18 protein-coding genes and 1 tRNA gene are annotated in these 19,180 nt (G+C 65.9%); 4 read left to right on the forward strand and 15 right to left on the reverse strand.

The annotated features are described in order from the left end of the window. Window positions 1–26: 26 nt before the first annotated feature. From OHB26_RS05150 to argS, 14 genes are all read right to left on the reverse strand, one after another. Window positions 27–272 (reverse strand): ATP synthase F0 subunit C, encoded by a 246-nt coding sequence (locus tag OHB26_RS05150; RefSeq protein WP_067562316.1) that lies wholly within the window; start codon window positions 270–272, stop codon window positions 27–29. A 79-nt stretch (window positions 273–351) separates the two neighbouring features. Further along, the gene (atpB, locus tag OHB26_RS05155) at window positions 352–1,200 is read right to left on the reverse strand and encodes a F0F1 ATP synthase subunit A (RefSeq protein WP_330183086.1); all 849 of its coding nucleotides are present in this window, start codon (window positions 1,198–1,200) and stop codon (window positions 352–354) included. A gap of 270 nt (window positions 1,201–1,470) precedes the next feature. Next, window positions 1,471–1,899: a hypothetical protein gene (locus OHB26_RS05160; protein ID WP_330183087.1), complete on the reverse strand. Its 429-nt coding sequence runs from the start codon at window positions 1,897–1,899 to the stop codon at window positions 1,471–1,473. Window positions 1,900–1,910: 11 nt separating this feature from the next. Then, window positions 1,911–3,104: a glycosyltransferase family 4 protein gene (locus tag OHB26_RS05165; RefSeq protein ID WP_330183088.1), complete on the reverse strand. Its 1,194-nt coding sequence runs from the start codon at window positions 3,102–3,104 to the stop codon at window positions 1,911–1,913. Between the two features lie 11 nt (window positions 3,105–3,115). Then, window positions 3,116–3,781, reverse strand: a complete 666-nt coding sequence (locus tag OHB26_RS05170; protein WP_330185501.1) for an L-threonylcarbamoyladenylate synthase — start codon at window positions 3,779–3,781, stop codon at window positions 3,116–3,118. A 185-nt stretch (window positions 3,782–3,966) separates the two neighbouring features. After that, window positions 3,967–4,824 (reverse strand): peptide chain release factor N(5)-glutamine methyltransferase, encoded by an 858-nt coding sequence (gene prmC / locus OHB26_RS05175; protein WP_330183089.1) that lies wholly within the window; start codon window positions 4,822–4,824, stop codon window positions 3,967–3,969. 187 nt (window positions 4,825–5,011) lie between these two features. Beyond that, entirely contained in the window at window positions 5,012–6,094 is a 1,083-nt protein-coding gene (gene prfA, locus OHB26_RS05180; RefSeq protein WP_330183090.1) for a peptide chain release factor 1, read from the reverse strand. A gap of 210 nt (window positions 6,095–6,304) precedes the next feature. Beyond that, window positions 6,305–6,532 (reverse strand): 50S ribosomal protein L31, encoded by a 228-nt coding sequence (rpmE, locus tag OHB26_RS05185; RefSeq protein WP_330183091.1) that lies wholly within the window; start codon window positions 6,530–6,532, stop codon window positions 6,305–6,307. 674 nt (window positions 6,533–7,206) lie between these two features. After that, entirely contained in the window at window positions 7,207–9,303 is a 2,097-nt protein-coding gene (gene rho / locus OHB26_RS05190; RefSeq protein WP_330183092.1) for a transcription termination factor Rho, read from the reverse strand. A 325-nt stretch (window positions 9,304–9,628) separates the two neighbouring features. Then, window positions 9,629–10,582: a homoserine kinase gene (gene thrB, locus OHB26_RS05195; protein WP_330183093.1), complete on the reverse strand. Its 954-nt coding sequence runs from the start codon at window positions 10,580–10,582 to the stop codon at window positions 9,629–9,631. A gap of 25 nt (window positions 10,583–10,607) precedes the next feature. Further along, window positions 10,608–11,711, reverse strand: coding sequence for a threonine synthase (gene thrC / locus OHB26_RS05200; protein WP_330183094.1), 1,104 nt, complete (start codon window positions 11,709–11,711; stop codon window positions 10,608–10,610). Then, on the reverse strand, window positions 11,708–13,063 hold the full coding sequence (locus OHB26_RS05205) for a homoserine dehydrogenase (RefSeq protein WP_330183095.1): 1,356 nt from the start codon (window positions 13,061–13,063) through the stop codon (window positions 11,708–11,710). Before OHB26_RS05205 ends, thrC begins: the two co-directional genes overlap by 4 nt. After that, a complete protein-coding gene (gene lysA, locus OHB26_RS05210) occupies window positions 13,060–14,481 on the reverse strand; it encodes a diaminopimelate decarboxylase (protein WP_330183096.1) in 1,422 nt (473 codons plus the stop codon). The genes OHB26_RS05205 and lysA overlap by 4 nt, the downstream gene beginning before the upstream one ends. After that, on the reverse strand, window positions 14,482–16,140 hold the full coding sequence (gene argS, locus OHB26_RS05215; RefSeq protein WP_330183097.1) for an arginine--tRNA ligase: 1,659 nt from the start codon (window positions 16,138–16,140) through the stop codon (window positions 14,482–14,484). It abuts the gene before it with no gap. Between the two features lie 125 nt (window positions 16,141–16,265). On the opposite strand from argS, the gene OHB26_RS05220 reads away from it, so the two are divergent. The 3 genes from OHB26_RS05220 (at window position 16,266) to OHB26_RS05230 (ending at window position 18,141) form a co-directional block, all read left to right on the forward strand. Further along, a complete protein-coding gene (locus OHB26_RS05220; RefSeq protein ID WP_330183098.1) occupies window positions 16,266–17,228 on the forward strand; it encodes a DUF3105 domain-containing protein in 963 nt (320 codons plus the stop codon). Continuing rightward, complete coding sequence (locus tag OHB26_RS05225; protein WP_330183099.1) at window positions 17,228–17,944, forward strand: DUF305 domain-containing protein; 717 nt, start codon at window positions 17,228–17,230, stop codon at window positions 17,942–17,944. The genes OHB26_RS05220 and OHB26_RS05225 overlap by 1 nt, the downstream gene beginning before the upstream one ends. Before the next feature lie 121 nt (window positions 17,945–18,065). After that, window positions 18,066–18,141, forward strand: a tRNA-Arg gene (locus OHB26_RS05230). 116 nt (window positions 18,142–18,257) lie between these two features. On the opposite strand, the gene OHB26_RS05235 is transcribed toward OHB26_RS05230, so the two are convergent. Continuing rightward, window positions 18,258–18,650 (reverse strand): alcohol dehydrogenase catalytic domain-containing protein, encoded by a 393-nt coding sequence (locus OHB26_RS05235; protein ID WP_330183100.1) that lies wholly within the window; start codon window positions 18,648–18,650, stop codon window positions 18,258–18,260. 84 nt (window positions 18,651–18,734) lie between these two features. On the opposite strand from OHB26_RS05235, the gene OHB26_RS05240 reads away from it, so the two are divergent. Then, window positions 18,735–19,130: a winged helix-turn-helix transcriptional regulator gene (locus OHB26_RS05240; protein ID WP_330183101.1), complete on the forward strand. Its 396-nt coding sequence runs from the start codon at window positions 18,735–18,737 to the stop codon at window positions 19,128–19,130. Window positions 19,131–19,180: the final 50 nt, after the last annotated feature.

A 19,180-nucleotide genomic window follows, 5' to 3' on the forward strand; every position in this document is an offset into this window, starting at 1 on the left:
CGTTGATTCCTAAGTCTTTGCCGGAATCAGAAAATGAAGCCGGCGACGAGACCGATCAGCGCCAGGGCCTCGGTGAACGCGATGCCCAGGAACATGGTGGTCCGGATGGTGCCCTGCAGCTCGGGCTGACGGGCGATGCCCTCGATGGCCTTACCGACGACGATTCCTACACCGATGCCGGGGCCGATCGCAGCGAGGCCGTAGCCGATGGCGCCGAAGCCCTTGGACTTGGATTCGGCAACTTCAGCAGCCAGGTACGAGAGGGTGCTCATGTGTGTTCCATTCCCTTTCTGTCGCCCACCCGCCGGGGCGGCGTGTGAAGCAGGTTTGTGGTTCTTGCTATGTGGTCGGTCAGTGAGAGTCGGCGTGCTGCGCCAGACCGATGTACACAGCGGTCAGCAGTGCGAACACGTAGGCCTGCAGAACGACAACCAGCAGTTCGAAGAGGGTGAAGCCGAGGCCCGCGATAAGCGAGAACGGGGAGAACACCTTCATCCACGAGGCGGCGTCGAACAGGAAGAACTGGGTGGCGCTGAAGAACAGCACCAACATGATGTGGCCGGCCAGCATATTCGCCATAAGACGGACGGTCAGCGTGAACGGACGCAGTACGAAGGTCGAGATGAACTCGATCGGAATCAGCAGCACGTGCAGTGCGGGCGGCACATTCGGCACCACGATGCTCGAGCGCATGTATTTCAGGAAGCCGTACTTCTTGATACCGACGTAGTTGAACGTCAGGTAGGCGACGACGGCCAGCACCAGCGGCATACCGATGCGCGCATTGGACGAGATGTTCAGGCCCGGAATGACGCTGGAGAAGTTCAGGAACAGCACGGTGAAGAAGATCGACGCGATGAGCGGGAAGAACTTCTTACCGGTTTCCTTGCCCAGCACCTCATCGCAGATCTGTTCCTTCACGAACACCAGACCGGATTCGGCGACATTCTGCAGACCGCGCGGAACAAGCCGCGGACGACGGAAAGCCGCGAGCATCACGATCAAGAGAACGGCCGCCATGATGATGCGAACGAGCATCAAACGGTCGAGCTCGAAAGGCGTCCCCTCGAACAGCACTGCTGGAGGGAAGAAGTCGTTAAGCGACGGCGCGTGGAACTCGCCCGCCAAAATGGTGACGCTCAGCGTTCTCTCCCGTGGTCGGGCCGCGGGAAATCCTTTTCCCGCGGTTCGATCGGACATTGACGATCTGGTGGTCGACTCAGGTCGGCTCGAAGTTCGTCAGCAGCTGAGGGGCTTGCGCCCGGGCGTCTGTACGCGCGTCGGCGACATCGTCGACGGTGCAGAACCGGTGACCCGAAGGGTCCGGTACGGCAGTAAGCATAACCTGCTCTCAGGTGGGTCTCAGGTGACCCCCCCTTGTGCTTCGGTCGGCTACAAGTAAAGAGTTTATCAAGTTATCTACGACAACGTGTAGGGGGTGGCCTAAACAGGCAGTGAACTGTGTCGGAGTTAGAGCTCACGCTCCGTCTCGACGGTCGGAACCCGTTGCCGCAGAAGGCCGTACGTCTCCGCACCGAGCACGATGAGCAGTGCGCCGACGACCGTGAGGAAGAGCGCGACGGGGCTGTAGAAGTCGAATCGCTTCAAAATGGCGACGATGGCCAGCACCAGCACGATCTTGCCGACCCAGCTGCCCAGGATCACGATGCCCTGTAAACCGGACTCGATTTTCGCGCTGAAAAGCACCGAGGCGGCGGTGGTGAGAATGAAGCCGCCGCCGATGGCGGCGCCGATCAACGCGCCCCACAGACCGGGCATGCCGGCGATGATCGACGACAGAATTGCCGAAACCACCACCAGCACAGCCAATCCCATGAGGCCGTAGCGCAGGGCCGCCCGCAGCGGGGCGTCGGGACCGGGGGTGGAAGACGTGCTCACGACAGCGAACTCTACCGGGCGGTCGCGTCCGGGCCGCGCGGTGGTTTACGCGTGGCCCGATCGGTGAGGTCGCGCCAGGACGGCACCGACGTGACGATCAGGGCGAAGACCAGGCCCGCGGCGAAGAGCAACACCACCACGCGGCGATCCATCAGTGACGTGCCGACCGCGCCGAATGCGAAGACGCTCACCCACAAGTAGATCAACAACACCACGCGGCGATGCGAATGCCCGATCTGCAGCAAACGGTGATGCAGATGCATTTTGTCCGGGGTGGAGAAACTCACACCCGCGCGAACTCGGCGCACGATGGCCAAAACAAGATCAAGTACCGGAATGAACATGACCGCGCCCACCAGCAACAGCGGCGACAGCAGACCGACGATGTCGCGCGGGCCGTAACCCTGCAACGGAATTCGGCCCGAAGCACCCGTGGAGACCGCGGCCAGCACCAATCCGATGAGCATGGAACCGGTATCGCCCATGAATATTCGCGCGGGCTGAAAATTGTGCGCGAGAAATCCCAGGCAACCGCCCGCCAGCGCGGCGGCCAGCAGCGCGGGCGGATACGTATCGGTGGAACCGCCCACTTCGTAGAGCAGACCGACGCTGAAGACGAAAACCGCCACCGACGCGATGAAACCCAGGCCCGCGGCCAAACCGTCCAGACCGTCCACGAAATTCATGGCGTTGATCAAGGTGACGGTGATGCCGACGGTGACCAGACCGCCCTGCAGCGGATCCAGCACCACGGTCTCATTGGTGAAGGGGTTGTAGATGGCCACCCAGGACAGGCCCATGACCGCCATCACCCCGGCGGCGGTCACCTGACCGACGAATTTGGTGAGCGCGTCCAAGCCCCAGCGGTCGTCGATTATGCCGACCAGCACGATCAGCGTGCCCGCCGCCAGCACCGCCGGAATGTCCTTGGGATAGTCGAATCCGCGGCGCAGGGCCGGCAACTGGTGCGCGAACAGCACGGCCGCGACCACACCCAGGTAGATGCCGAGACCGCCCATGCGCGGGACCGGCTTCACATGGACGTCACGCTCACGCGGAACGGCCACCGCGCCGAAGGCGATGGCGGCCACCCGGATTCCGCCGGTGCTCAGGAAGGTCACCACCGACGCGACGAACAGCACCAGCAGCAGCTCCCGCAGCGGGACGACCGCGCCCTGGCTGAAAACGCCCTGACTCAACAGCATCTATCGGGCCGTCACCGCGCGCTCTGGGAAAGCAGCTCCTCCGGCGACATGCCGAGGACCTCCGCCACCTTCTCGGTGGGGACGGCACCCTCGCGCAGAATGCGCGGCATATCGGAAGTCAGATCCACGATGGTGGAGGCGATCGCGTGATCGGCCGGACCGCCGTCGAGGTACACCCCGACGAGATCGCCGAGCTGGGCCTTGGCCTCGTCGACCGTCTTCGCGGGCGGCTGCCCCGAAACGTTCGCACTCGATACCGCCAGTGGCCCGACCTCGCGCAGCACCTCCAGCGCGACCGGATGCAACGGCATCCGCAGCATGACCGTCCCCCGGGTATCCCCCAGGTCCCAGGCCAGCGAAGGCGCCTGCTGCACAACGAGACTCAGCCCGCCCGGCCAGAACGCGCGAATCAATTCCCGCGCCTGCGGCCGCACCGAGAACACCAGCCCGTCGATCGTGTTCCACGACCCGACCAGCACCGGCACCGGCATATCCCGCCCCCGCCGCTTGGCGGCGAGCAGCGCGCCGACAGCCTGACTGTCGAACGCGTCGGCGGCCAGCCCGTACAACGTATCGGTGGGAATCACAGCCAACCGTCCGGATTTCAGCGCACTCCGCGCCGCGATCAACCCCGCGGCCCGCGAATCGGAATCGGCACAGTCGTAGACGGTACTCACGGCTGACATCTTGGCATGGCTGCTGGGCTCGGCCATCGTCGCGGGGGTATTCGGATGTGGTGGCGAAGGGGATGTGGCTCGGGGTGGGGACGGGAGGTACCCGGGGCCTCCGTAGCCGGACCCTGCAGCCACCCTCAGTCCCAGCGGGGTTCGGCTACGAAGGCCCCGGGATGGAATCGATCGCTTCAGGCAGGGTGATGCGCCACTACAAAGCGGGGTTTGCCAGCGAGGTCGGGGTGTTCGACTACCGAGGTGAAGCCTGCGGCAGCCAGAAGAGCCGCTACGCCGGAGCCGTTGGTGTCGTCGTGCTCGATGGCTACCGCGCCGCCAGGGCGGAGGAGGCGGGCGATGTTGGGGATCATGGGGCGGATTACCGAGAGGCCGTCGGGGCCGCCGAAGAGGGCGCGGTGGGGATCGTGGTCTGCCACTTCGGGATCCAGTTGCGCGGATTCGGGGATATAGGGCGGGTTGGAGACGACGATGTCGACCTTGCCCGAGAGCCGCTCCAGCAGAGCCGGATCGGTGACATCGGCATTGTGCAGATCAATGGGGGTATCGCCCTCGTCCGCGAGTTGCAGGGCATTGCGGCGCGCCCAGGCCAGCGCCTCGGAGTCGAGTTCCACCGCGTGCACCTGGGCGTCGGGGCGGGCGTGTGCGATAGCCAGCGCCAAAGCCCCTGAACCGGTGCACAGGTCGACCACGACGGGCTGGTGTTCGTGGCCCACCGCCTCGAGCTGGGCCAGCGCCCAGGCGAAGAGCAGTTCGGTCTCCGGGCGCGGGATGAAGACGCCGGGCCCGACCGCCAGATCGATCTCACCCATGGCGGCCGTGCCCGTAAGGTGTTGCAAGGGAATGTGTTCCGCGCGGCGGGCAACAAGACGGCGGAATTCGTCCAACTGTTCGGCGGTCACCATCGGAACCAATGCCAAGCGCATGCGGTCCACGCCCAAGACATGTGCCGCAAGGTATTCCGCATCCGCTCCGGGGCTGCGCACCCCGGCGGACTCCAGTTTGTCGATGGCCTCGCGGATCGCTGGACGCAATGGCGCGCGGTGCCGCGCCGCCTCCCCGGAACTCTTGCCGATCAGTGGGAGCCTCGTTCCTTCCGTACCGGGCCGCCGGCCAGGTGCCACTCGCGTTCTGGGGGTACCCCAGGAGTTACCCATTTTCTCACGAAATCAGTTGTCCCGTCTCGAACCCGGCGGTTGCCGGGACCCGCTACGGCGCGTCTTATTCGGCGGCGAGGCGGGCGGCGCGGTCGGCTTCGCCGAGTGCCTGGAAGAGGTCTTCGAGGTTGCCGTCCAGGACCGAATCGAGGTTGTGCGCCTTGAAGCCGATGCGGTGGTCGGCGATGCGGTTCTCGGGGAAGTTGTAGGTGCGGATGCGCTCGGAGCGGTCGACGGTGCGGATCTGCGAGGCGCGCCCGGCGGCGGCTTCCTGATCGGCCTGCTCCTCGGCGAGGGCCTGCAACCGCGCACCCAGCACCTGCATGGCGCGCATCTTGTTCTGCAGCTGTGAGCGCTCGTTCTGGCAGGTCACGACGATGCCGGTGGGTAGGTGGGTGATGCGCACGGCGGAGTCGGTGGTGTTGACGCCTTGGCCGCCCTTACCGGAGGAGCGGTACACGTCGACGCGCAGATCCTTGTCGTCGATCTGCACCTCTTCGACCTCGTCGGGCTCGGGGTACACCAGGACACCGGCGGCGGAGGTGTGGATGCGGCCCTGCGATTCGGTGACGGGGACGCGCTGTACGCGGTGCACGCCGCCCTCGAATTTGAGCTTGGACCAGACCCCGTCCAGGGACGGTTCCTTGGCCTTGATGGAGATGGTTGCCTCTTTGTAGCCGCCCATATCGGTGATATTGGCGTCGAGGACCTCGACCTTCCAGCCGTGCCGTTCGGCGTACCGGATGTACATGCGCGCCAGATCGGAGGCGAAGAGCGCGGATTCCTCGCCGCCTTCACCCGATTTCACTTCCAGCACAACATCATCCGCGTCGTGCGGGTCGCGCGGGGCGAGCAGATCGGTGAGCGTCTTCTCCAACTCCTCGACCTGTGCGCGCAGGCCGGGGATCTCGGCGGCGAAGGACGAGTCGTCGGCGGCGAGTTCTTCGGCCGCGGCCAGATCATCGCGCGTGGCGGTGAGTTTCTTATGGGCCGACATGATGGGCCCGAGTTCGGCGAAGCGCTTGCCGACGCGGCGGGCCGCACCGGGGTTGTTGTGCAGGTCGGGATCGGCCAGCTGGGCTTCGAGTGCGCCGTACTCGGCCAGAATGTCGTCGATCGCATTCGGGGCCGCGGACTTGTCGGCCATCGCGGTTGCTCCTTCGATAGGACTGAGGGCTACACCACCCCGAGTTCGCGGCCCGCCCCGGTTCTGGACTGACGGAGCGGGGGAGCGAAGCGGAGGAGCGGAGGAGGGAAGAACCGGGGTCACGAGGGCCGCGAACCGCCGGAGCGAAGCGGAGGCAGAAAATGCAGCGACGCCCGGCCTGTTTGCACAGGACGGGCGTCGTCAGAGTAGCTAGTTGGCTTCGTTGGCCTTCGCACGCTTGCCGTAGCGAGCCTCGAAGCGAGCCACGCGGCCACCGGTGTCCAGGATCTTCTGCTTGCCCGTGTAGAACGGGTGGCACTGGGAGCAGACTTCGACCGTGATCTGGCCGGACTCCTTGGTGCTCTTGGTCTGGAAGGTGTTGCCGCAGCCGCACACGACCGTCGTATCGACGTACGTGGGGTGAATTCCTGCCTTCATGGTGTCCTTTCGAATGGCGCCGGGTCGCCTCGCGAGGCGTGAACCGGAACCGACTAGGCATGGTTGCCAAACGGAAAGTATAGACAATGCCGGGGCGCGAAAAATTCCGGGAGGGTCCCGGCGGGCGTTGAACCAACCAACAGGTCGGTTTCGTGTATCCCCCAAGAAACTGTGGGCACGCAAGTTCGCGGTCCTCGAGCCAGGCTGAAGACGAGTAGTTCGCTACTCAAGAATGCGAACACCGTTGTTCATAGAGTAGTCGCAGGTGAGGGCCTCGCGACTACGGGAAGGGCAGCTGTGACCAGGAAGGATGCGGAGATCGCCGCAGGGGTGGTCCTGGGAGTACTGGCTCTGATCGTGATCGTGGGGTGGTGTGCCGCTCCAGAGAAGTCCGGTCGTGCGGCGGGGAACCAGACCCTGGCCCCAACCCCGCCACACGGGGACGGCACGCTCACCTACACAGCGGTCACGGCCCCGGACGCGCAGTCCGGGGCCGTGACCGCGTCCATTCTCGCCTTCATGATCTTCGGGGCGGCGCTCATCGGCATGGCGTTCTACAGCCCGCGCCGGGATCCGAGGCGACTACCCACGTACCTACCCGTGAAACGGCTACAGCCCCACCGGAGTGGGGCTGTAGCCGAGCTATACGGGGCGAAATCGCCTGCGTACGAACCTTATTCGTCGATCGCGTTGGGGGCGGTCTTCGAAACGGTCATCAGGAATTCGGCATTGCTCTTGGTCTTCTTGAGTCGATCCACGAGCAGGTCGATGGCCTGATGCGAATCCAGGCCCGAGAGCACGCGCCGCAGCTTGTGCAGCACGCCCGCCTCATCGGGTGACATCAGCAGATCGTCGCGGCGGGTGCCGGACGGGTTGACGTCGACCGCCGGGAACACGCGGCGCTCGGCGATCTTGCGATCGAGCTTGAGCTCGGCATTACCCGTGCCCTTGAACTCCTCGAAGATGACCGTGTCACCGGTGGAACCGGTCTCCACCATCGCGGTCGCGATAATGGTGAGCGAGCCGCCGTTCTCGATATTGCGGGCCGCGCCGAGGAACCGCTTGGGCGGGTACAGCGCGGTGGAATCCACACCACCGGAAAGGATTCGGCCCGAGGCCGGGGACGAGTTGTTGTACGCACGGCCCAATCGGGTGATCGAGTCGAGCAGTACGACGACGTCCTGGCCCATCTCCACCAGGCGCTTGGCGCGCTCGATGGCGAGCTCGGCGACCGAGGTGTGATCGCCCGGCGGGCGGTCGAACGTGGAGGCGATGACCTCGCCGCGCACGGAGCGCTGCATATCGGTCACTTCCTCGGGACGCTCGTCCACCAGCACGACCATGAGGTAGCACTCGGGATTGTTGACCGCGATGGCATTCGCGATGTCCTGCATGATCGTGGTCTTACCCGCCTTGGGCGGGGACACGATCAGCGCGCGCTGACCCTTACCGATCGGCATGATCAGATCGATGATGCGCGTGGTCAGCTTGTTCGGCTGGGTCTCCAGCCGCAGTCGCTGATTCGGGTACAGCGGGGTGAGCTTCTGGAACTCCGGACGGCGCTTGGCGGATTCGATATCCGAGCCGTTGATGGTGTCCAGGCGCACCAGCGGATCGAACTTCTGCCGCTGATTGCTCTGATCGCCGTCCCGCGGAGCGCGGACCGCACCGGTGATGGCGTCACCGCGGCGCAGGCCGTTCTTGCGGACCAGGTTCATCGACACGTACACGTCGTTCGGGCCGGCCAGGTAGCCGGAGGTGCGGACGAACGCGTAGTTGTCGAGCACATCGAGAATTCCGGCGACCGGCTGCAGGACATCGTCCTCGCGGATCTCCAATTCCCGGCTCTCCCGGCTGGTTTCGCCCGGCGCGCCATCGCGATCGCGCCCACGGCGACGCTCGCGGAAGCGACGGCCCCGGCGACCGCGGCCGCCTTCCTCGTCGTCATCGGCGACGGGTCCGCGATTGCGGTCGCGGTCGTTGTTGTTGCCGCCGCGCGCGGTGCCGTTCTGGTTGTTCTGCTGGTTCCCGCCGCCGGACTGCTGGTTGTTATTGCGCTCGCGGCGACGCTCACCACCCTCGGATTCCGGCTTGGACTCGCCGGTGGAGGTGGTCTCCGAGGCAGTGGCCTCGGCATTGGCATTGCCGGCACCGGTGCGCTGTTCGGCGCGCTGGTCGCGGCCCCGACGCTGGCGACCGCGGCCACGCTGGCCACCGTCACGGCTGTCGTCGCCGCCCTCGGCGCGGGCGTTGTCGCCCTCGTCCCGCTTGTCCGCACGCGGCTCGGCGGTCTTGTCCGCGCTCTCCCGAGCGGGTGCGGAGTTGTACGTCGGAACGTCGGTCTTGGCCCGTACGTTCTCGACCTTCGCGGAGGACTTCTCGTCCTGCGCGGGAGCATTCTCGGCCTTGACGGCCTTCGCGGGAGCGGCATCGGCCGGCGCGGATTCGCCGCCGGTCGGCGCGGTATCGCCCTTGCCCTTGGCATTTCGCGCGGTGGTGGCCTTGCCGACCGCCGCGGTCGCCTTGGCGCCACCGGACTGATTCTCCTTGATGGCGGCGATGAGATCACCCTTACGCATTCCGGAAGTGCCTCGAATACCGAGTTCCCCCGCAAGCGCACGCAACTGCGGCAACAACATTCCAGTCAGCCCCGATCGTGCGATGTCAGTGTGTTCGCTCATCTTCGAAATCTGTCCGGATTCACTTTCGCGATCCGAGGAGGTTGAATCACTTTCCACCCCGGGTGTCGCGAGCAGGTCCGTATCTGTCACGGAAATCCTTTCCTTCCCTCGACTGCCGTGTGCCTGTTCGAGGGTTCCTCCTGCAGTCCGGTCGTATGCCGGACTCGGATGCCGTATCGCGTGCTGCGCCGGATTGGTGGGGGTACCACCGCGTGGGCTTCGCCACCGAGTGAAAAGGTGGGAGAGATCATTCCAGTGAACTGGCTACCCCCAAGTTTCGAGCCTCAAGCCTCAAGCCTGAGCAAGGAGCCTCTGGAGCGATTTGCCCTGATGAAGCACCGGCGTCTGACGCGCACGATGTACGGACTCGCTCAGGATAGCTCTCGACCTTTACATCGGCAAGGCAGGCGCGCTGTCAATCCACCAAGACGCCGTCGGCGATGCCCGGCTCGAGCACGCGCAGGCCGTCGGCGATCGCGAGTTCACGCAGTTCCGCAGGGAATTCGCTGGTCCCGAGGGCCAAAATGGTCGGACCCGCGCCCGATACGGTGGCGGCGATACCCGCCTCGCGCAGACGCTCGATCCACTTGGTGGTGAGCGGCAGCGCGGCGGCCCGATAGCCCTGGTGTAGCCGGTCCGCAGTGGCGGGGAGCAGCAGGTCAGGGCGTTGCGTGAGGGCCACGACGGCGAGTGCGGCGCGGCTGGCGTTGAAGGCCGCGTCGGCGTGCGGGACCTTGTCCGGCAGCAGCCCGCGGGTGTGCGCGGTGGAGGACCGCTCTTCGGGAATCAGCACCACGGGACGCAATGCGGGGTGCGGTTCCAGCCGCACCGCGCGGTAGGCGCGCGTATGGTGATCCGCCAAGCCGTTTTCGTCTGCGAGGCGGTCGGTTTCGGTCCAGGACACCACGATTCCGCCCAGCACGCTGGCCGAGGAGTTGTCCGGGTGGCCCTCGAATTCGGCCGCGAGCTGCACCATGACCTCATCGTCATAGGCCAGCGCCGCATCGAATTTCGCGGCCAGACCGCGACCGGCGGCCAAACCGCCGACCACCGCGGAGGCCGAGGAACCCAGCCCCCGCGAATGCGGAATCACGTTGCGGCACAGCACGTCCAGGCCGTCCGCCCAGACGCCCGCGGCCTGCAGACCGCGTTCGATGGCGCGCACGACGAGATGTGAAGGGCCCCAGGGCACATCGTCCGCACCCTCACCCTCGACCCGGATGTTCAGCCCGGTATCGGTGGTGGCGACCACGATCTCGTCATACAGCCCCAGAGCGATGCCGAGCGTATCGAATCCAGGACCCAGATTGGCGCTAGACGCCGGAACCCGCACGGTGACGGTGATTCCGGCGGGCAGGGTCCTGGTCATCAACTGACCTTCGCGCGAATTCAATTCAGCCCAGCTCGAGTTCACGGGCCACGGCGATCGGATCGACCTGGATCGGGGTGATCTCCGGCATGCCCTTGAGGGCATTGTCGGGATCCTTGAGGCCGTTGCCGGTCACGGTGCAGACCACGGTGAGACCGGCCTCCATCCAGCCTTCCTTGCGGGCGGCGAGCAGACCGGCGACCGAGGCGGCCGAGGCGGGCTCGACGAAGACGCCCTCGGTGCTGGCGACCAGGCGGTACGCCTCGAGGATCTCCTCATCGGTGGCCGCGCGGAACGCACCACCGGACTCCTCCTTGGCGGCCATGGCCTGATTCCACGACGCCGGAGCGCCGATGCGAATCGCGGTGGCGATGGTCTCGGGATCCTTCACCGGCGCGCCGTGCACCAGCGGCGCGGCGCCCGCGGCCTGCACGCCGAGCATGCGCGGGCGCGAGGTGGTGATGCCGTCGGCGAAGTACTCGCTGTAGCCCTTCCAGTACGCGGTGATATTGCCCGCGTTACCGACCGGGAGCACATGCACATCGGGGGCCTTGCCCAGCACGTCCACGATCTCGAAGGCGGCGGTCTTCTGGCCCTCGATACGGAACGGGTTGACCGAGTTCACGAGTCCGACCTCGGGGAACTCCGCGGTGACCTTGCGCGCCAGCTCCAGGCAGTCGTCGAAGTTGCCCTCGACCTGAATGATCTTCGCGCCCAACATGACCGCCTGCGCCAGCTTGCCCATGGCGATCTTGCCCTGCGGAATCAGCACCGCGCAGTGCAGGCCCGCGCGGGTGGCGTAGGCGGCGGCCGAGGCCGAGGTATTGCCGGTGGAGGCGCAGAGCACGGCCTTCTTACCGCTGGCCTTGGCCTCGGTCATGGCCATGGTCATACCGCGGTCCTTGAAGGAACCGGTCGGGTTCGCGCCCTCGACCTTGAGGTACACCTCGCAGCCGGTGAGCTCCGACAGGTGCGTGGCGGCGACCAGCGGGGTGCCGCCCTCGAACAGCGTGACCGGCTCCCAGTCGGCGCCGAGCGGGAGTCGATCCCGGTACGCGGCGATCAGACCGGGCCAGGGGGCGGCGGTGCCGGATTCGCGGCTCGCCGCGGCCCTCGCTGTCGTACTCATTCCTCGGTGCCTTCCAATCTCAGAACACTGGTCACGGATGTGACGGAGTCCAATTCGGCCAACGCGGCAACGGTATCTGCCAGGTCCGATTCCCGCGCATGGTGGGTCACCACGACCAGGCGAGCGCCCGCGTCATGACCTTCCTGGCGGACCGTCGAAATGCTGACCCCGTGCTTGGCGAATTCGCCCGCGACCGCCCGCAATACGCCGGTGCGGTCGGCGACCTGCATATTCACGTGATAGCGGGTGGGGGTGTCGCCGATCGAGGCGATCGGCAGCTCAGCATAAACCGACTCGCCCGGCGCCCGGCCACCGTAGAACTTGTTGCGCGCCGCCATCACCAGATCGCCCATGACGGCCGATGCGGTCGGCGCGCCGCCCGCGCCCTGCCCGTAGAACATCAGGCGGCCGGAGTTCTCGGCCTCCACCACGACGGCATTGAACGCACCGCTGACCGAGGCCAGCGGGTGCTTGCGCGGAATGAGGGCCGGGTAGACGCGCACGGAGATGGACTCCTTGCCGCCCTCATCGGTGACGCGCTCGGCCATGGCCAGCAGTTTGACGGTGCAGCCCACGGCGGCGGCGGTCTCGAGATCCTCTGCGGTGATCTGGGAGATGCCCTCGCGGTAGACATCGGCCGAGGTCACGCGGGTGTGGAAGGCGACCGAGGCGAGGATGGCGGCCTTGGCGGCGGCGTCGTAGCCCTCGACATCGGCGGTCGGATCGGCCTCGGCGTAGCCCAGGCGGGTGGCCTCGGCCAGCACATCGGCGTAGGCCGCGCCGGTCTCGGCCATGGCCGAGAGGATGAAGTTGGTGGTGCCGTTGACAATGCCGACCACACGGTTCACCCGGTCACCGGAGAGCGACTGGATGAGCGGGCGCACGACCGGAATCGCACCGGCGACGGCGGCCTCGAAGTACAGGTCGGCGCGGTGCGCCTCGGCGGCCGAGGCCAGTTCACCGGTGTGATCGGCGAGCAGCGCCTTGTTCGCGGTGACCACGGACTTTCCGGCCTCGAGGGCGGTCTTGATCAGCTTGCGCGCCGGATCGATACCTCCCATGACCTCGACCACGATGTCCACATCGTCGCGCGCGACCAGGGCCTCGGCATCGGTGGTGAGCAACTCGGCCGGGATACCGCGGTCCTTGCTCAGATCGCGAACCGATACCCCGCGCAGTACGACGGGGGCGCCGACGCGATTGCACAGATCCTCGGCCTGGTTGCGAATGATGCGAACCACTTCGGTGCCGACCGTGCCCATACCGAGCACCGCGATTCCGATGGGATGGTCCGATCCCCACACGCCGGTCTTCACTGCTGTGTCCTTTTCACGGCCTGCCGTGGCGGTCATGCATTCACCTCCAAGCTGAGTAGGTCCTCCACCGTCTCGCGGCGAAGGATCAAGCGCGCCTTACCGTCTCGCACCGCGACCACGGCGGGCCGGGTGAGCATGTTGTAACGGCTCGACATCGAGTAGCAGTACGCGCCGGTCGCCGCCACCGCAACCAGGTCGCCCGGACCGACATCAGCCGGGAGCCAGGTATCGCGAATGACGATATCCCCACTCTCGCAATGCTTTCCGACCACCCGAGCGACCACCGGGACGGCCTCGCTGGAGCGCGAAACCAGGCGGCAATCGTATTCGGCCTGGTAGAGGGCGGGCCGGATATTGTCGCTCATACCGCCGTCGATGCTGACATAGCGGCGGCGCGCGCCCGCGTCCAGCACCACATCCTTGGTGGTGCCGACCTCGTACAGGGTGACCGTGCCAGGTCCGGCGATGGCGCGGCCCGGCTCGACCGCGATGGTCGGCACGGGCAGACCCGCCCGCTCGGCCTCCTCGGCGACGATGCGGCGCAGCTTCGAGGCGAAATCGTCCAGGGACGGCGGATCCTCATGCGGTAGGTACGAAATACCAAGGCCGCCGCCGAGATCCAGCACACTGATCTGCGCGGCGCGCTCCATGCCGAACTTGTCGGCGGCCTCGCGCAGCAGGCCCAGCATGCGGCGGGTGGAGATCTCGAAACCGTCGATCTCGAAGATCTGCGAGCCGATATGGCTGTGCAGGCCCACCAGGCGCAGGTTGTCGGACTCGAAGACGCGGGCGATGGCCTGCATGGCATCACCGCTGGCGATCGAGAAGCCGAACTTCTGATCCTCGTGCGCGGTCGAAATGTATTCGTGCGTATGGGCTTCCACGCCGACGGTGACGCGCACCAGCACATCGGCGACCTTGTCGGCGGACTTGGCGACGGCCTCCAGGCGTTCGATCTCGATCAGCGAGTCGAGCACGATATGACCGACGCCGGTCGCCACCGCGGTCTCCAGTTCGGGAACCGATTTGTTGTTGCCGTGCAGGGCGATTCGCTCGGCCGGGAAACCCGCGTGCAGCGCCACCGCGAGCTCGCCGCCGGAGCAGACATCCAGGTGCAGGCCCTCGTCGCGAATCCAGCGGGCGATCTCACCGGAGAGGAAAGCCTTGGAGGCGTAGTGCACTCGCGCGCCCTCACCGAACGCGCGCACCATATCGCGGCAGCGCGAACGGAAGTCGTCCTCGTCGATGACGAACAGCGGGGTGCCGAACTCGGCGGCCAGCTCGTGCACGGGCACCCCGGCGAGCTGGACGACACCCTCGGCATCACGAGAAGCGTTGCGCGGCCACACATTCGCGGGCAGCGTGATCATCTGCTGCGAATTCTCCGGCCGCTCAGGAAGATTCTGAGTGGGCGGGATGTCCGCGTGGCGGGGACCGGCGGGATGTGCACTCATTTACATACGCTCCGGGGCAGTGACGCCTAGCAGGCCGAGGCCGTTGGCGAGAACCTGACGGGTGGCTTTGACCAGCTCGAGGCGAGCGGCATTACGGGGGGTGACGGGTTCGTCTCCCATGGGGAGCACCCGCATCTCCTTATCGGACTGGAAGGGGTGGTACACACCCGCGAGCTCTTCCAGGTAGCGGACCACGCGATGCGGTTCGCGCATCTCGGCGGCGGTGGTCAGCACACGCGGGTACTCGCCGAGCGTACGGATCAGCGCGCCTTCGCGATCGGCGGTCATCTCACTGAAATCCGGTGTGACCGAGGCGAAGTCGAAGGCGGCGGAGTTGCCGATGATGTTGTTGGTGCGCGCGTGCGCGTACTGCACGTAGTACAGCGGATTCTCGGTGTCCTGTTTTGTCCACAGGTCCAGATCGATATCGATGCTGGAGTTCACCGAGGAGCGCACCAGCGAGTAGCGGGCGGCATCCACGCCGATCGCCTCGACCAGATCGTCCAGGGTGACCACGGTGCCCGCGCGCTTGGACATACGCACTGCCACATCGCCTTCGAGCAGATTCACCATCTGGCCGATGAGCACCTCGACGGTGTCCGGGTTGTCGCCGAACGCGGCGGCGGCGGCCTTCAAACGGCCGATGTAGCCGTGGTGGTCCGCGCCCAGCATGTAGATGCACAGGTCGAATCCGCGCGCACGCTTGTTCTGGAAGTAGGCGATATCGCCGCCGATGTACGCCGAATTGCCGTCGCTCTTGATGACAACGCGGTCCTTGTCATCGCCGTACTCGGTGGAGGCGATCCACCAGGCGCCGTCCTTCTCGTAGAGCTTGCCGGAGTCCTTGAGCGTCTGGATGGCCTTGTCGACCGCGCCGGAGGCGAACAGCGAGCTCTCGTTGAAGTACACGTCGAAGTCGACGCCGAAGTCGTGCAGGTTCTGCTTGATCTGCGCGAACATCAGCTCGACGCCTTCGCGGCGGAACAGTTCGTGCCGTTCGGTCTCTGGCAGTTCGGCGGCGCCCGGGTTCGCCGCGACGATGGTGTCGGCGATCTCCTTGATGTACGCGCCGCCGTAGCCGTCCTCGGGGGTGGGCTGACCGGTGGCGGCCGCGACCAGGGAGTTGGCGAAGCGGTCGATCTGCGCGCCGTGGTCGTTGAAGTAGTACTCGCGGGTGACCTCCGCGCCCTGGGCCGACAGAATGCGGCCGAGCGCGTCACCGACGGCGGCCCAGCGGGTGCCACCGAGGTGGATGGGTCCGGTCGGGTTGGCGGAGACGAACTCCAGGTTGATCTTGGTCCCGGCGAGGGCGTCACCGGTGCCGTACTTCGGACCCGCGGCGAGGATGTTCTCCACGATCGCGCCCTGGGCGGCCTTGGCCAGGCGGATGTTCAGAAAGCCCGGTCCGGCGACCTCGGCGACCTCGATGCCCTCGGCCTGGCCGAGCGCCTCGGCGAGCAGATTCGCAAAGTCGCGCGGGTTCATTCCGGCCCGCTTGCCTACCTGCATGGCCACATTCGTGGCATAGTCACCGTGCTCGGGGTTGCGGGGACGCTCCACCTTGACCTCGTCGGGCAGGACCGAAGGGTCGGATCCACGTTCGACAAGTACCTTCGCCGCGGTTGCGCGAAGGAGATCTGCAAGGTCAGCTGGAGTCACGAGTCACTATCCTATGGTCTGAGCAGGTGTACGCCGCGCGCGGGCACCTCACGGGCAGGCGCCCAGCAAACGATGCGGCCGCATCGCTTGATTGTCCGAACACGTCGAAGAGAGCACAACTAGTTATGCCGAGCAGGACCAGTGCCAAGTCGGCCAAGGCCATTAAAGCCGCGGGCAAATCGTCCGGTCAGTTCCGTAAGGGCGGTACCGGGGGCAAACTGCCCGTGAAGCGGAACATTCCGTGGATGACCATTGCCGCGGTGGTGGCCGTCCTGGCGCTGATCGGCGGAATCGCCGCATTCCTGGTGCCGAAGTACAACGCCAAGGAGGAGATCAAGAATCCCTCCGCGTACATCGACGGCGTGGTGAAGAAGGAGTACCCGGCCGGTCTGCACGTGGCCCCCACCCAGCGCGTCGCCTATGACCAGGCTCCGCCCTTCGGTGGCCCGCATGACGGTTCGTGGGCGGCGTGCATGGGCAATGTGTATACCAAGGCCATCCGCTCGGAGAATGCCGTGCATTCACTGGAGCACGGTGCGGTCTGGATCACCTACAACCCGGACAAGGTCGACGCCGCGACCATCGACACGCTGAAGAAGAAGGTCGAAGGCCAGCAGTACATGTTGATGTCGCCGTACCCGGGTCTGGATACGCCGATCTCGCTGCAGTCGTGGGGCCATCAGCTCAAGCTGCAGAGCGTCACCGATTCCCGGCTGGACCGGTTCATCAAGGACCTGCGCCTGAACTCGAACACCTACCCCGAGGTCGGTGCCAGCTGCGCGAACCCGACCTTCGACACCACCAATCCGCCGCCGTTCGATCCGTCCAAACCGGGCGCGGACGCGGTGCCGATGGACGGTAAGGGTCTGACCGCCGACACCACCGAACTCGGTGGCATGGGCCAGAATCCGGGCGGCATCCCGAATCTCCCGAGTGGCCTGCCCGGTGGCCTCCAGTCCCTGCCCGGTGGTGACGCGACCGCACCCGGCGGCGACGCGACCGTACCCGGCGGCGATCCGACGCTGCCCGGCGGTATCCCGAGCATTCCCGCACCCACCGACGAACAGCAACCAGTTCAGGGGCAGTGATGACATCATCCGTATCGAACGCGAGCGCGCCCGGTGACTCCGAAACCACCGAACCCGTGGCGCCACCGCACCGCAGCCAGCGGTCCGTACTGCTGGTCCTCGGCGTAATCGCCGTGCTGCTGACCGGTTTCGCGGCGGGCCTGCTGGTGGGCAAGCAGCAGGATTCGAGCCAAAAGCCGAGTGCGGTGGATATCGGCTTCAGCCAGGACATGTCTGTGCATCATCTGCAGGCGGTGGAGATGTCGGCGCTGGCCTACGACGGCTCCACCGATCCCGCGGTGAAGCGCCTGGCCTACGACATTCTCACCACCCAGGAGAATCAGGCGGGCCGCATGCAGGGTTGGCTGCAGAGCTGGGGTGAACCGCAGCTGTCGGTGGGCGGCTACATGGGCTGGATGACCGATATGTCCGCACATCATCACAGCGGTACCGCGGAACATTCGGGCCCGGTAGCCGCCATGCCCGGTATGGCCTCCACGGAAGAGCTCGCCGCCTTGCGCCAGGCCACCGGCCCGGCCTTGGACATCATGTTCCTGCAACTGATGCTGCGTCATCATCAGGGCGGCATGCCCATGGCCGAATACGCCGCCCAGCGTGCTGACGTAGAGGTGGTCCGTTCACTGGCCGACTCCATGGTGAAAACCCAGTCCAGCGAAGCCACGCTGATGACCCAAATGCTCGCCGAGCGCCACGCGGATCCTCTCCCCTTCAACTGACCATCGCACCGGGCGTCCCTCAAAACGCCCGGTCCACCCGCCTTTTTGGCGCAGCGCAGCCAATGCGATACGCTTTCCCAGCCCACTCGGAAAGTCGAGAAGTCCGAGGGGGTCCACCCCCGCCCTCGTAGCTCAGGGGATAGAGCGTCTGCCTCCGGAGCAGAAGGCCGCAGGTTCGAATCCTGCCGAGGGCACCAGAACGTAAGGCCCCGACCAGCATTCGCCGGTCGGGGCCTTATCTGTTCCGCACCCGAATCACGCTGCCCGCGAGCGACCCGGCAAACCTGTTGGGAGCCCGTCCAATTGGTCACCGCTATCGATTTCGCCGCACCGGCCCGAACAGCAGGCGGCCGACGTACGCGGTGTCGAAGTATTCGCGGGCTTCGGCTATGCGGCCGTTGCTGATTCGGAAGACGATGGCTACGTGGTTGGTGAAGGGTGCGCCGTCGATGGTGGTGGCGTGCGTGGTAGCGACGGGACCGCTGCCGTCCGCGGCGGCGCGGACAATGCGCCCGGCCACATCCTGACCGGGTACCCGGCCCGGGATCGGCTCGGTTCCGTACACGCCGGTGAGCGCGAAGTAGTCGCCGCGATTGACCGAGAACGCCTCGACCGCGATCACCGCTTCGTGGTCGGCGGGCTCGGGTTCGGGAACATCGGTGCGGGTGATCACCCGGTCGTCCGCGGTGGCGGTCTGCGCCTTCATATTTCCTCCTCTGTCGCTGGCTTCGACGGTAGGAAGCCCGGTATCCAAGCGGAAGAAGGCAGTCTGAAGTGGTATAGGTACCTGGTGGAAACCATCGAGGTAGAGGGCACTCCGGAGTGGGATGTCTTCAATATCAACTGCCCGACGCGGCAGGTTTTCGATCGGGTCGGCGAGCGCTGGACCGGTCTGGTGCTGCTGGCACTGGAGCCGGGCACCCAGCGTTTCTCGGAGTTGCGCAGGCGGATTCAGGGCATCACGCAGAAGATGCTCACCCAGACCCTGCGCGCACTGGAGCGGGACGGCATCGTCGAGCGTCAGGTCTTCGCGACGGTGCCGGTGACGGTGGAGTACTCGCTGACCCCGCTCGGCCGCAGTCTGGCGACGGCGGTGGCGGGCTTGCGGGCCTGGTCGTACGCGAATATCTCCGAGATCACCGCGGCCCGGGCCGCCTACGACGGCAGGGCCACCGACACTCGCTAGGGTGTGTGGCCTTGCCGCTCAATTGACCAACAGACCGGTATCTTCTGGGC

This window comes from Nocardia sp. NBC_01503, assembly GCF_036327755.1.
Taxonomy (GTDB): domain Bacteria; phylum Actinomycetota; class Actinomycetes; order Mycobacteriales; family Mycobacteriaceae; genus Nocardia.